The 13,031-nt window shown below is 73.2% G+C and carries 11 protein-coding genes and 1 tRNA gene; 6 read left to right on the top strand and 6 right to left on the bottom strand.

The features are described 5' to 3' along the window. Nucleotides 1–771: 771 nt before the first annotated feature. Nucleotides 772–1,149 carry a winged helix-turn-helix transcriptional regulator gene (locus AC07AL_RS35005; protein ID WP_363585541.1) on the bottom strand — a complete coding sequence of 126 codons (378 nt, stop codon included), beginning with the start codon at nt 1,147–1,149 and terminating at the stop codon, nt 772–774. 140 nt (nt 1,150–1,289) lie between these two features. Here AC07AL_RS35005 and AC07AL_RS35000 point away from each other — a divergent pair, with 140 nt between their 5' ends. Continuing rightward, nucleotides 1,290–2,273 (top strand): NADP-dependent oxidoreductase, encoded by a 984-nt coding sequence (locus AC07AL_RS35000; protein ID WP_363627786.1) that lies wholly within the window; start codon nt 1,290–1,292, stop codon nt 2,271–2,273. Nucleotides 2,274–2,352: 79 nt separating this feature from the next. Here AC07AL_RS35000 and AC07AL_RS34995 read toward each other — a convergent pair whose 3' ends face one another. Further along, nucleotides 2,353–3,444 carry a polyprenyl synthetase family protein gene (locus AC07AL_RS34995; protein WP_363627785.1) on the bottom strand — a complete coding sequence of 364 codons (1,092 nt, stop codon included), beginning with the start codon at nt 3,442–3,444 and terminating at the stop codon, nt 2,353–2,355. A gap of 122 nt (nt 3,445–3,566) precedes the next feature. Between AC07AL_RS34995 and AC07AL_RS34990 the strand changes: the two genes are divergently transcribed. Further along, the gene (locus AC07AL_RS34990; RefSeq protein WP_363627784.1) at nt 3,567–3,899 is read left to right on the top strand and encodes a cupin domain-containing protein; all 333 of its coding nucleotides are present in this window, start codon (nt 3,567–3,569) and stop codon (nt 3,897–3,899) included. A gap of 123 nt (nt 3,900–4,022) precedes the next feature. Here AC07AL_RS34990 and AC07AL_RS34985 read toward each other — a convergent pair whose 3' ends face one another. Continuing rightward, nucleotides 4,023–4,364, bottom strand: a complete 342-nt coding sequence (locus AC07AL_RS34985) for a DUF6968 family protein (protein ID WP_363627783.1) — start codon at nt 4,362–4,364, stop codon at nt 4,023–4,025. A gap of 213 nt (nt 4,365–4,577) precedes the next feature. Here AC07AL_RS34985 and AC07AL_RS34980 point away from each other — a divergent pair, with 213 nt between their 5' ends. Together AC07AL_RS34980 and AC07AL_RS34975 are read left to right on the top strand one after the other, a co-directional pair. Next, complete coding sequence (locus AC07AL_RS34980) at nt 4,578–5,744, top strand: serine hydrolase domain-containing protein (protein ID WP_400985579.1); 1,167 nt, start codon at nt 4,578–4,580, stop codon at nt 5,742–5,744. 141 nt (nt 5,745–5,885) lie between these two features. Beyond that, a complete protein-coding gene (locus AC07AL_RS34975) occupies nt 5,886–7,061 on the top strand; it encodes a serine hydrolase domain-containing protein (protein ID WP_400985581.1) in 1,176 nt (391 codons plus the stop codon). Nucleotides 7,062–7,208: 147 nt separating this feature from the next. Here the strand turns inward: AC07AL_RS34975 and AC07AL_RS34970 are convergent, their stop codons facing one another. Together AC07AL_RS34970 and AC07AL_RS34965 are read right to left on the bottom strand one after the other, a co-directional pair. Then, entirely contained in the window at nt 7,209–7,910 is a 702-nt protein-coding gene (locus AC07AL_RS34970; RefSeq protein ID WP_363624295.1) for a response regulator transcription factor, read from the bottom strand. Next, nucleotides 7,907–9,151 carry a sensor histidine kinase gene (locus AC07AL_RS34965; RefSeq protein ID WP_363627781.1) on the bottom strand — a complete coding sequence of 415 codons (1,245 nt, stop codon included), beginning with the start codon at nt 9,149–9,151 and terminating at the stop codon, nt 7,907–7,909. Before AC07AL_RS34965 ends, AC07AL_RS34970 begins: the two co-directional genes overlap by 4 nt. A gap of 316 nt (nt 9,152–9,467) precedes the next feature. On the opposite strand from AC07AL_RS34965, the gene AC07AL_RS34960 reads away from it, so the two are divergent. Next, nucleotides 9,468–11,807, top strand: a complete 2,340-nt coding sequence (locus AC07AL_RS34960; RefSeq protein WP_478319357.1) for an MMPL family transporter — start codon at nt 9,468–9,470, stop codon at nt 11,805–11,807. A gap of 184 nt (nt 11,808–11,991) precedes the next feature. Further along, nucleotides 11,992–12,065, top strand: a tRNA-Met gene (locus tag AC07AL_RS34955). 81 nt (nt 12,066–12,146) lie between these two features. Here the strand turns inward: AC07AL_RS34955 and AC07AL_RS34950 are convergent. Then, nucleotides 12,147–12,779, bottom strand: coding sequence for a cyclase (locus AC07AL_RS34950; RefSeq protein ID WP_350878819.1), 633 nt, complete (start codon nt 12,777–12,779; stop codon nt 12,147–12,149). Nucleotides 12,780–13,031 lie beyond the last annotated feature (252 nt).

The following is a 13,031-nucleotide window of genomic DNA, read 5'->3' as shown; positions in this document are numbered from 1 at the left end:
ACGACCTCACCCTGAGCATCACCAACACCACGGACCGGCCGGACCACAGCCACACCCACGCCGCACTCATCCTCGCCGCCGCCATCATCTGGGCCACCAGGCACAGAAGATGACCCCGCTCCCGACCACGGCAATGGACAACGAACACCGGGTACGTCCCGCGAGCGCGCCGCCCCGGGTCGGACCTCTCCCGTCACCGGCCCTGTCGCGCATCCTGGGGAAGGCACCGACACAGGGGCGACGTCGTTCTCACCCGCGGTGCGGCTACTGAGCGGGCCGGGTGGCGCCAGGCCACCGCTTTGCACTGCGGGGCGCTGTCCGGGCCCGGGCACTCTCACCTCCCGGACCGCCCGTGAGCGCCTGACACTCCCGGGGATCCTGACCAGACCGGCGCCGGCCCGCCCGGCGGGGCGGACAGCACCGACACCGCCCTGCCCCCGCCCGCCTCCCTGGAGCTCTACGCCCGGGGACTGGCCGGCTCCGCCGAGGCGTTGGCGCACGGCTGGCTCCGACTCTGGCTGACCCCGGAGACCGGCGCGACCACGCCGGTGCGACCATCGGCAGGTTCTCCCACCTGCTGCCGGACGCCGCGCAGCGGGTCACAGCGGCCTGCGCGGAGGCCGAGACCACCGCCGCCGAGGGCGCCGCGCAGGCGGAGGAGTGGCTGCTGGCCACCTGTCCCAGGTCCGCCGTCCACGCCCAGCCGCACGACCTGCGGACGGCGGCGTGCTGAACCCTCGGCTGCGGGAACCGGTCGTGGCCACTGCCGGGCTACCCCGCGACCGGCTCGGGCCGGAGGGCCTGGTCGATGTTCTCCTCGACCCAGGAGCGAAGCGCGTTCAACGGCACCGCGGCACTCTGGCCGAGGCGGGTGAGGGAGTACTCGACGTGCAGGGGGACGACGGGGTACACGGTGCGGTCGAGGATGCCGAAGTCCTCCAGGCGGCGCAGGGTCTGGGTCAGCACCTTGGGGCTGACGCCCTGGAGGCGGCGCTGGAGTTCACCGAACCGCTGGGGACCGTCTTCGAGGGCGCCGATGGCGAGGGCGGCCCACTTGTTCGCGAGCAGGTCGAGCAGGATGCGGCAGGGGCACTGGGCGGCGTAGACGTCGTGCTGCGAGTGCTCGCCGCTGGGGCAGGTGGTCGTCATGCTCACCCTCCTCACCAGGACACTTCCCGATGGGAAGTACTAGCCCTTGAAGGTAACCATACCCGCGGGGATAGCGTCGCCGGCATCGAGGAACGGCCGCTCAACGGCCTTCCGCACTCTGATGCTCCGGGAGATGACGCATGTCCGCAGACACGATGCGCGCGGTGGTCCAGGACACGTTCGGCGGGCCGGAGGTGCTGCGGGTCGCCGAGGTGACGCGTCCGGTGCCGCTGCCGACGGAGGTGCTGGTACGGGTGCACGCGGCCGGGATCAACCCGGTGGACTGGAAGACCCGCGGCGGCTCCGGCATGGCCGGCCTGCTGGGTGAGCCGCCGTTCACGCTCGGCTGGGACGTGTCCGGCGTGGTCGAGGAGGTCGGCTTCGGCGTGACCACGCTGAAGGCCGGTGACGAGGTGTACGGCATGCCGTGGTTCCCGCGCGCCGCGAACGCCTACGCCGAGTACGTGACCGCCCCGGCCCGGCAGTTCGCCCGCAAGCCGGCCACGCTCGACCACGTGCACGCCGCCGCCGTGCCACTGGCGGCACTGACCGCCTGGCAGGCCGTCGTCGACACGGCCCGGGTGCGGGCCGGCCAGCGGGTGCTGGTCACCGCAGCCGCCGGCGGGGTGGGCCACTTCGCGGTCCAGTTCGCCCGCCACCTGGGCGCCCACGTGGTCGCCACCGCCAGCGCCGCCCGGCACCCCTGGCTCAAGGAACTCGGCGCCGACGAGGTGATCGACTACACCAGCACCCGCTTCGAGGACGCCACCGCCGGCATCGACGTCGTCATCGACCTGGTGGGCGACGACCACGACCTGACCAGCACCCGTTCCCTGAAGGTCCTGCGCCCCGGCGGCCTGCTGGTCGCCGTCCCGGCCGGCGTCTCCCCCGAGCTGGCCGCGGCCGCCGAGGCGGCCGGCGTGCGGGTCACCCCGTTCCTGGTCGAGCCGGACGGCGCCGCGCTGACGACGATCGCCGCGCTGATCGACGCCGGCGAGGTCGCCGTCGAGGTGGAGCGGACCTTCCCGCTGGAGCAGGCCGGGGCCGCTCATGCCCGCGGCGAGGCGGGCCGCACCCGCGGCAAGCTCGTCCTCACCACCGGGGTCGGGCCCGGAGCCAACTGACCGCCGATCAGGAACGGACGGGATTCCCCGCTCGCCCCTCCCCCGTCCTCCGCCCTCCCTGTCGCGGGCTCACCTCACCTCACCGGACTCGCTCGACGCTCCACCTCGGCAGGTACTCGAAGAACGCGACGGCTTCCTCCCGCCACCTGGGGCGCCAGGCCGCGGCTTCCGCGGCGGCCGCGTGCGCGAAGCGCCGCATGTCCGCCCGCATCCGCTCCGGGACGCCGTGGCGGTGGGCGATGTCGCGGATGGCGGCGACGGTCTCCTCGGTGCAGGCTCCGTCGCCGAGTGCGGACTCCACCACGGCCCGCTCGGCGTCGGTGGCCGCCGCCAGGACGGCGCGGACGGTGTAGTTGCGCCGCCCCTCCCGGAGGTCCGTTCCGGTGGGCTTGCCCATGGTCCCCGCGTCGCCGAAGAGGTCCAGGTAGTCGTCGCGCAGCTGCCCGCAGATCCCCACCAGCCGGGCGTAGCGGCGCAGTTCCTCGTCGTGGCGGGCGGGCTGGACGCCTGCGGCGAGCAGTCCCAGCTGGAGCGGGGCGAGGACCGAGTAGCGGGCGGTCTTGTAGTCGGCCACGTCGTGCAGCACCTCCTCGTCCGGGTCCGCGGTGAAGTCCCGCTCCAGGTCGATGATCTGGCCGACGAACGTGGCCGTTGCCGCTCGCGTCTGCACCTCGACCATGGCCTGTCGGACCGGGAGCGGGGCCCGGGAATCGAGGAGGACCTGGAGGGACAGCGCGAGTGCGAGGTCGCCGGCGAGGACGGCGAGCCCGAGCGCGGTCTGCGGCCGGTCGGGGAACCGCCCCCGGTAGGCGTAGTAGGTGGAGGGCCCGCCCCGGCGGGTGGGGCTGTCGTCGATGATGTCGTCGTGGACCAGCCCGTGGGTCTGGAGCAGTTCGATGCTCAGCGCGGCGTCCTCCAGCCCCGCCACGGGCTCGGCGGTCACCAGCCGGGCGGCCTCGAAGAGCAGGGCCACCCGCATCCGCTTGCCGCCGCGCAGCGACAGGTCCCGCAGCAGGGCCAGGCAGTCCGGGGTGAACCGGCTGAACGACGGAGCGTCGAAGGCGGCGGCCAGGTCCTGGAAGTACTGCTCGGACAGCGTGCTGAACCGGCGCTCGTACCCGGCGAGACGGGCCCGGATCTGCTCGGTGGGGACGGCGGCGGTATCGGTCACGAAGATGTCTTCCGTTCGGGCGGGGATGCGGGCCCGCGCAGGCGCGGAGGTGCCACGGATCCCGGTGGTGGTCCGTCACCCATGCTGCCCCATCGGCCTCCCGGTCCGAGATACTGGGGAGCATGCAGACGATTTCTCTGGACACACAGGCCCGTGAGCACCTGGAGCGTGCGGCGGCAGCCTCCTCGGGACGCAGCGCGGCGACCGTCTACACCGGCCACGAGCGCGGACTGCGTCAGACCGTCCTCGCCCTGACCGCCGGCTCGGGCCTCGCCGAGCACGACAACCCCGGCGACGCGACCCTCCTGGTACTGCGCGGACACGTGCGGCTCGTCGAGGGCGACACAAGCTGGGAGGGCCGCGCCGGTGACCTGATCCCCATCCCCGAGGCTCGCCACAGTGTCGAAGCGATCGAGGATTCGGCCGTGCTCCTCACCATCGCCAAGCGCGACTGAAACAGCACACCGGACAGGTGCCGGACAGGGCGTGCCCACCTGCGGACGCGCCCTGTCCGGCACCCGCCCCGTCCGAGGCGGCCGCCCCCGTCACCGCCGTCACGCCTCATCCGCTCTGCGCCCTCAGGAACCCTCGCCCCCCAGCATCAAGTCCGTCCCGCCCAGGAAGGTCAGCCCGGCGGCGTCGTTCGACTCGTTCAACTCGCTCAACTCCCTCAACTCGCCGGGAAGGCGGGTCAGGGCGAGTTGCAGGGCCTGCAACGAGTCCACGCCGAAGATCGCCGTCACGCGGTCGACGACGCCCGGGTGTCCGGTGATCCGGTACGGGCAGTACCAGTCCGGCCCCTCCGGGTCGCGGCAGGGCAGCCCGACCTCCAGCAGCACCGGCCTCTGCGTCCCGTCCGGAGCGGTAAAGGCCAGCTCACGACTGGCGATGACCTGGCCAAGCTCGTATTCAGCGCTCACCGCAGCAGTACAACACACCCCACGGTTCGAAGCGCCTCTCCACCGGAAGGCCGGCAAGAGCACTGCCGGGAGCACGGTCCTGGTTGGGGCCGGCTCCCGGAGCCGGCTCCCGGGTGCGGTCTCGTCCTGGGTACGGACGAACTCGCCTGCCCCTGAATGGTCCTCTTGATCAAGGCCGGGAATCACCGGCGCCATTCCTCAGAGGGGTTCTTCGTGAACGAGCATGCACCGCACAGTCGCCTCCCGCGCTCGCGCCGGGGCGGCCGGCACCGGGCGGTGGCGGTCGTGACCGCCGTGGCCGCCGGCGTGATGACGGTCGGAGCGCTGGCACCGACCGCGGCGTTCGCGGGCGGCAAGCCGGACAACGTCCAGTCGAGCCTGAACGCGCTGGTGAAGGACGACGGCCTGCCCGCCGCGCTGGCCGCCGTCAAGGGCCGCGACGGCCGCACCCGCACCTACACCGCCGGTGTCGGCGACGTCGCCACCGGAGCCAAGGTGCCCACGGACGGGCAGGTGCGGATCGGCAGCAACACCAAGACCTTCACCGCCGTCGTCGTGCTCCAGCTCGTCGCCGAGGGAAAGGTCGGCCTGGACTCCCCCGTCGAGACCTACCTGCCCGGCCTGCTGCGCGGCGACGGCATCGACGGACGCAACATCACCGTCCGCCAACTGCTCCAGCACACCAGCGGCCTGCCCGAGTACGTGGACAAGGACTCGATCCTCACCGGTCCGACGCGCTACTACGAACCGCGCGAACTCCTCGACGCGGCCCTGGCCCAGAAGGCCCACTTCGCCCCGGGCACCAGCTGGGAGTACAGCAACACCAACTACCTGCTGGCCGGCCTGATCATCCAGAAGGTCACCGGGCGGCCGCTCGGCGAGGAGGTCAACCGGCGCATCGTCGACCGCATCGGCCTGCGCCACACCTACTTCCCCACCCCCGGGGACACGGGCATCCGCGAGGCCCACCCCAAGGGCTACAACCGGGACGCCGACGGCTCGCTCCGCGACTACACCGAACTGGACCCCTCCTGGGGCTGGGCGGCAGGCGCCGTCGTCTCCACCAACAGCGACATCACCCGCTTCTACACCGCGCTCCTCGGCGGCCGGCTCCTGCCCGCGGCGCAGCTCGCCCAGATGCGCACCACCGTCCCCGCCGACGAGGTGGGCCCCGGCGCCCGCTACGGGTTGGGCCTGGTGAGCCGGCCGCTGTCGTGCGGCGGCCTCTACTGGGGCCACGGCGGGACCATTCCGGGCTACGAGACCGCCGGGGGCGCCACCGATGACGGCCGCGCCACCAGCATCGCGGTGACCATGATCCCAAGTGGTGCGGCCGGACAGCACGTTGAGGCCGCGGTGGACGCGGCCCTGTGCCGCTGACCCTCCCCGATCCGGCCTGAGCTTCCGCACCAGTACGACCCGCGGGTTCTGCGCGCCTCGGCGAGCGCGGAACCCGCGCGCTCGCGTACCCGCGCACCTGCACATCCCGCCAATTCCCCTTTCCCGTAGAGGAGTTCTTCCGTGAACGAGCACGTCCCGCACAGCCGCTCCCCCCAGTCCCACCGGAGCCGCCGCGGTCGGCACATGGTGGCGGCAGCCGTGGCCGCCGGCGTCGTGGCGGCCGGAGTGCTGGCACCGACCGCGGCGTTCGCCGGCGCCAAGCCGGACAGCGTCCAACAGAGCCTGAACGCGCTGGTCAAGGACGACGGCCTGCCCGCCGCACTGGCCTCGGTCAAGGGCCGCGACGGCCGCACCCGCACCTACACCGCGGGCGTCGGCGACCTCGCCACCGGCGCCAAGGTCCCCGTCGACGGGCAGATACGCGCCGGCAGCAACACCAAGACCTTCACCGCCGTCGTCGTCCTCCAGCTCGTCGCCGAAGGGAAGGTCGGCCTCGACGCGCCCGTCGACACCTACCTCCCCGGCCTGCTGCGCGGCGACGGCATCGACGGACGCCGCATCACCGTCCGCCAGCTGCTCCAGCACACCAGCGGCCTGCCCGACTACATGGAAACCCCCGCACTCCCGGACTTCACCACGATCCAGTACCGCTACTTCGAGCCCCGCGACCTCCTCGACGCGGCCCTCGCCCAACAGGCCCGCTTCCCCGCGGGTACCAGCTGGGAGTACAGCAACACCAACTACATCGTCGCCGGACTCCTCGTCCAGAAGGTCACCGGACGGCCCGTCGGCGAGGAGATCACCAAGCGCGTCATCGACCGCATCGGCCTGCGCCACACCTACTTCCCCACCCCCGGGGACACCGGCATCCACGAGGCCCACCCTCACGGCTACTACCGCAGCTCGCCGGACGCGCGGACGATCGACTACACCGAGATGGACTCCTCGGCGGCCTGGGCGGCGGGGGCGATCGTCTCCACCAACACCGACCTCAACTCCTTCTACGCCGCGCTCCTCGGCGGCCGACTCCTGCCCGCGGCGCAGCTCGCCGAGATGCGCACCACCGTCCCCGCCGAGCTCCTGGGCCCGGGGGTCCGCTACGGGCTGGGCCTGCAGAGCAAGCCGCTCTCCTGCGGCGGCCTCTCCTGGGGCCACGGCGGGACCACCGCGGGCTACCGCTCCCGCAACGGGGTCACCGACGACGGCCGCGCCGCCGCCATCACCGTCACCGCCATCCCGGGCGAGGCCGGCGCGCAGCACATGGCGGACGCCCTGGACGCGGCCCTCTGCCGCTGACCGCGCCACCCCTCGGGGCGCCCCCTGCCTGCGCGGGGGGGCGGACACCGGACAGACGGCCTCGCGGCTCCCGTGGGCGGGGACCGCGAGGCCGTCTGTGGAGTACCGCTGCCGGGATCAGTCCGACTCGGGCAGGCTCAGCCCGCCTCAGCCCGCCGGGTTCGCGGGCCGGGCCTCGACCAGGCCGGACTCGTAGGCCGCGATCACCGCCTGGGCACGGTCGCGGACACTCAGCTTGGCGAAGATGCTGGTGATGTAGTTCTTGACCGTGGAGACGCTGATGCCCATCGCCGACGCGATCTCGGCGTTGTCCAGGCCGGTGGCCAGCAGGTGCCACACCTCGATCTCGCGGGGCGTCAGTTCGCCCAGACTGGACACCGGCAACGGCACCGGTGCCGGTGGCAGGCGGGGCGCGGTGACGTACGTGGAGATCAGCCGGGTGAGCAGGCGCGGCGCCACCGCCGCCTCCCCGGTGTGCACGGTGCGCACGGCCGCCGAGAGCTCCTCCGGGGAGACGTCCTTGGGCAGGAACCCGGAGGCGCCGGCGCGCAGGGCGGCGACCACGTACTCGTCCATGTCGAAGGTGCTCAGCGCCAGGACCCGGCAGTCCGGCAGTTCCCGCGTGAGCCGCTCGGTCGCCTGGACGCCGTCGAGAACCGGCATCCGGATGTCCATCACCACGACGTGGGGCCGGTGCCGGTGCGCGAGGTCGACCGCCTGCTGGCCGTCGTCCGCCTCGGCCACCACCTCGAACGCCGGGTCGGGTGCCAGGATCAGGGCCAGGCCCCGCCGTACCAGCGGCTGGTCGTCGGCGATCAGCACCCTGATCCGCTCCGGGGTTCCCGTCATCCGAGCCGTTCCTCTCCGTCGGCCGGCGCCACCGGCAGGCTGGCCGCCACCCGGAAGCCACCACCGTCCACGGCGCCGGCCACCATGCTGCCGCCCTGCAGCGCGACGCGTTCGCGCATGCCGATCAGACCGTATCCGGTGCGGCCCGCCCTCGGTCCGGCCGCACCGCCCGCTCCCGCCAGGGCGCCCACCAGGGTGTCGGCCGGCGCGGCGGTGCCGTTGTCGGACACCTCGACGGTGATCCGGTCCGGGTGGTACGTCAGCCGGACCCGCGCCTGGGCCCGGCCGGCGTGCTTGCGGGTGTTGGTGAGGGACTCCTGGACGATCCGGAACACCGCCAGGCCGGTGCTCGGCGGCAGCGGGCGCTCCTCCCCCAGGACGGCGAACTCAGTGGGAAGACCGGCCCTGCGGGACTCCTCGACGAGCCGTCCGAGGTGTCCGACACCGGGCTGCGGCTCGGCCGGCGACTCCTCCGGCTCGTCGCCGGCCCGGAGCACGTCGAGCAGTTGGCGCATCTCGCGCAGCGCCATCCGCCCGGAGCCCTCCAGCGTGACCAGGGCGTCGCGCACCACCTCGGCGTCACCCCCGAGGTTCGCTCTGGCACCGCCGGCCATCAGCTGCATGGTGGTGATGTGGTGGGCGACGATGTCGTGCAACTCCCGTGCGATGCGGCGCCGTTCCTGCGCCACCGCGCGGTCGGCCAGCAGCCTGCGCCTGGCCTCCACCGCGTGCTGCCAGCGTTTCAGCGCCTCGGCCGCGGCGATGACCAGCGCCACGGCGACCACGTTGGACGCCACTTGCGAGAGCGGAGGCGGCAGCGGATGCCCCCGGCCCAGCAGCGGTACGACGGCCGCCACGAGGGCGGCCGTCACCGCCACCACGAGGCCGCGCGAGCGGGCGACCGCGAACAGCGCGATGCAGAGCGTGCAGTTGAAGTGTTGCGGCACCGGCCCGCTCAGGTTCAGGGCCAGGCCGAGGGCCAGCACAGCCGTCAGCGACGCCAGCGGGTAGCGGCGCCTGGTGAGCAGCGGCATGGCCGCCAGTACGAGCAGGACCAGCGCCGTCAGGGCGATCGGCTGGCTTCCGTCCGGGCCGCCGATCGAGTAGCCGAGGAGGTCCAGGGCGGCAGCCCCGACGGCCACCAGTGCGTCACTGGCCGTCCAGGGCAGACCGTCGGCTCTCGGCGGCTGCGGCTGCGGCTGCGGCTGCGGCAGCGGCAGCGGCCGGTGGTGCGTCGACATGCTGGTGGTGGTCCTTTCCGTGGCCGGTCGGCCGTGTGCCGTCGTCCGTGAGCCGCGAGCCGTGAGCCGTGAGCCGTTCCCGCGGAGCCCTCGGGGGGGGGGGAGCCTGCGGTCTATTCTCCCTGTGGCCCCCGGCCCCGGGCCGGCACCCGGGACCGATCCCGGACCAGGCCCCTGGTCCTGGTCCGGGCCTGGTGGCGGGCTCAGGTCCTGATGCCGTTCTCCTCCCGCGCTCGGACGAGAACGCCCGGTACGCCGTGATGGTCTGGAGACGTGCCGGAAATCCCCGGCGACAGCACCACAGCCGGAGGACATCGTGATCCGCGCCCTGACCGGATTCTCCACCAGGAATCCGTGGAAGGTGATCGCCGTATGGGCGGTCCTGGGAGTACTCCTGACCGTCCTGAGCCAGACGTTGATCTACCGGGTGACCCAGACGCAGACGGCCGACTTCCTGCCGAAGAGCTACGACTCGGCCGCCGCCATGAAGGTCGCCCAGGACCGCTTCGGGACGAAGCCCGACGCCAACCCGGTGACCGTCCTGGTCGCGCGGGCCGACGGCCGGGCGCTGACCGCCGCGGACCGGCAGCAGATCGACGACGGGGCGAAGCGGCTGAGCCGCCTCAAGGTCACCATGCCCAAGCCCAAGGACGCCGCGCCCCTTCAGCGGGACTACTCGCAGGTCCCCCAGGTCGACCCGGCCATGACCGCGCCGGACGGGACCTTCGAGCTGCTCTCCGCCAACCTCACCGGAAACCCCGCCGATCCGGGCCTGGAGAACACCTACCGGGCGTTCCGGGACGGCACCCGGGCGGAGTTCGCCGCCCAGGGACTGCGGACCGGCTTCACCGGCGCCCTCGCCGACCAGGTCGACTCCGCCGACGACGGCAAGACCCTCGCGACCGTCGCGTCCGCCTGCGCCGTCGGCCTGATCATCCTGCTCCACATCCTCATGTTCCGCAGCGCCCTGGCCGCGCTGCTGCCGCTGATCGCGGTGGCCCTCGTCAGCGGCGTGGCCGCCGGCGCCGTCGTGGGCACCGCCCTGCTCACCGGCATCAAGCTCGACCCGTCCGTACCGAGCCTGATCGGCGTGGTGCTGCTGGGCATCGGCATCGACTACTTCCTGTTCCTGATGTTCCGCTTCCGCGAGCAGCTGCGGGCCCACCCCGAACGCCACCACCGCGCCACCGCCGCCGAGGTCGGCCACAAGGTCGGCACCGCGATCACCTCGGCCGCGCTGACCATCGTCGCCGCCTTCGCCACCCTCGGGGTCGCCAGCTTCGGGCAGTTCCGGGTGCTCGGCCCGGCCGTCGCGGTCTCGGTCCTGGTCATGCTGCTGGCCAGCCTCACCCTGATGCCCGCCGTACTCGCGGCCTGCGGACGCGCACTGTTCTGGCCCTCGCGCGCCCTCAAGACCGTGCCCCGCGACGGCGCCACCGCCCGCTTCGCCGACCTGGTGGCCCGCCGGCCCGTGGTCATGGTCCTCGCCTCGCTCGCCCTCCTGGGCGCCCTGGCCGGCGGGCTGGCCGGGATCAGGATGGACTACGGCCTGGGCGGCGGACCGCGCACCGCCTCCCAGACCACCGCCGCCGAGATCTCCCGCGTCCTGCCCGCCGGTGTGGCGGACCCGACCAGCGTCTACGTCGAGACCAAGAACGCCGGCCCCCTCACCCCCGGCGCGTTGGACGGCCTCGCCCAGGGCCTCACCCGGGTCACCGGCGTCGGCCAGGTCACCAAGCCGGTCCTGAGCGAGGACCGGCAGGCCGCCAGAATCGACCTCTTCCTCACCGAGGACCCGCAGTCCCAGCAGGCCCGCGACCTGGTCGCCGGCCCGATCCGCGCCGCCGTCGCCCAGAGCACACCGGCTGGCCTGAGCGCACACGTCGGCGGCACCCCCGCCGTCTTCGCCGACGTCTCCACCGCCGTCGACCGCGACCTGCGGCTGGTCTTCCCGGTCGCGGCGGCACTGATCGGGGTCATCCTCCTCCTGCTGCTGCGCAGCCTGCTCGCACCGGTCGTCCTGATGCTCTCCGTCGGCCTCGGCTTCGCGGCCACCCTCGGCGCGGCCGCCCTGCTGTTCCAGCACGCGATGGGCAAGCCGGGCGTCAACTTCACGCTGCCGCTGGTCCTGTTCCTGTTCGTGGTCGCGCTCGGCACCGACTACAACATCCTGATCAGTGACCGGATCCGGGAGGAGATGGAACACCCCGGCCCGCCCCGGGCCGCGGTCGCGCGCGCCCTCCGGCACACCGCCCCGGCCATCGCGACGGCGGGCCTGGTCCTGGCCGGCTCCTTCGCCGGCCTCGCCGTGACCCCGCAGCCCTCGACCCAGCAGATCGGCTTCGCGACCGCGCTCGGCATCCTGCTCTCCGCGTTCCTGCTGTCCGTCGTCCTGGTGCCCGCCCTGGCCGCGCTCCTCGGCCGCAGCCTGTGGTGGCCCCTGCGTCCAGGCCGTACCACGGCCCGCACGGCCCCCGGGCACCCCCGCGCAGAGGCGCCGCAGTCGCCGCAGTCCCAGCCCTGGTCGCAGTGGCCCACGCCGCCGCAGCCGGACGACCACCCCTCCCCCTACCCTCAGCCCTATCCCCAGCCGTACACGCCGCAGGAGGAACAGGGCGCAGCCTCCTCCTGGACCGGAAGCAGCCACCACCCGTAGGAAGCGGGCGGGCTCGGACGACGACACCGGGCGCAACGGCCGGCGCCCCCGGTTCCGTCGCGCTGCGGCTGTCGGCTTCCGCTGAACGCGCATCACCTCGGGGCCGCCGTTGGAGCCGCGCACCCGGCCGCCCGGTGGCCGATTAGGTGATCGCCGCCGGGTGCCGTACGGTCGGTACTACCGACGCGGGGTGGAGCAGCTCGGTAGCTCGCTGGGCTCATAACCCAGAGGTCGCAGGTTCAAATCCTGTCCCCGCTACTTCCGACACCGGGGCCGACGCACACTGTGCGCCGGCCCCGGTGCTGTTCTCCCTCGGTCGCCTTCGGCGCGAGCCCCCGGTCAGCTCACCGTCGTGGTGCTGAGCGCCTGTGCGGTGGCCGGGTAGCAGGCGGTGGGCACGTCGACGGTGAAGAACGAGACGGGCACGGTCGCCGTGAAGGTCAGCCCCGGGTCCGTGTAGCTCGTACCGGCCACCGAGGTGCGGATGACGCTGCCGGAGGCCCCGGCGGCCAGGTTCAGGGTCAGCGCGGGGAGCGTGAAGGTGCCGCCGCCGTCGACCGACCCGTTCACCGTGAGCACGACGTTGCCGTTGTTCACCGCGACGCTCGCGCTGCCCGAGTAGCCGGAGCCGCCGGTCAGCGACTCGCCGGTCAGCGTGGCGTTCGCGGGGACCGGCACGGTGAGCACGATGTTGCTGATCGACTGGATGCTGTAACCACCCACCGTGGTGGGCACGGTGAGCGCGTCGGGGGCCAGGGTGACGGTGAACTGGCTGCCGGCCGTGACGGTGGCGGGCGCGGCGGCGTTGACACCGGCGTTGAGGTTGAAGGTCTGTGCCGACCCGATCGGCGGGGTCGCCTGGCAGGCCAGGACGACCGGGGTGTCCGCGGCCGCGGCGGTCGGCGCGAACAGCCCGACCGCGGCCACGCCGCCGGCGAGCACGACCGAGGCACGTCGCAGAGCAGAGGTCATTCCCATGAGGGTTCTCCCGCGAAGCCTGAGGTGGGGGGTGAGGGTGGGGCGCGCGAGCGTCGGGGCGTGGGGTACCTGAGCCGCCCGCCCACCCGGCGGCCCGGCGCAGGCCGGGCGAATTCAGCATGGGCGCGTCAGGGACCTCCAACAATCCTGCTGCGCAAGGCAGTTGCAGCACTTTCCGGCCATTCTCCGGCCGCGCCGCGCTCGGCCCTCATGGCTGGTCGGCGGCGGCCGACGCATGCGTGGCGA

The organism is Kitasatospora sp. NPDC043949, assembly GCF_056435365.1.
This window is presented reverse-complemented; position numbering and strand designations above follow the sequence as displayed.

Excerpts from the sequence above, each read along its gene's own strand:
- AC07AL_RS34965 (WP_363627781.1), bottom strand. The coding sequence starts at position 9,151 with ATGTCGACGCACCACCGGCCGCTGCCGCTGCCGCAGCCGCAGCCGCAG.
- AC07AL_RS34970 (WP_363624295.1), bottom strand. The coding sequence starts at position 7,910 with ATGACGGGAACCCCGGAGCGGATCAGGGTGCTGATCGCCGACGACCAG.
- AC07AL_RS35000 (WP_363627786.1), top strand. The coding sequence starts at position 1,290 with ATGTCCGCAGACACGATGCGCGCGGTGGTCCAGGACACGTTCGGCGGG.
- AC07AL_RS34950 (WP_350878819.1), bottom strand. The coding sequence starts at position 12,779 with ATGACCTCTGCTCTGCGACGTGCCTCGGTCGTGCTCGCCGGCGGCGTG.
- AC07AL_RS34990 (WP_363627784.1), top strand. The coding sequence starts at position 3,567 with ATGCAGACGATTTCTCTGGACACACAGGCCCGTGAGCACCTGGAGCGT.
- AC07AL_RS35005 (WP_363585541.1), bottom strand. The coding sequence starts at position 1,149 with ATGACGACCACCTGCCCCAGCGGCGAGCACTCGCAGCACGACGTCTAC.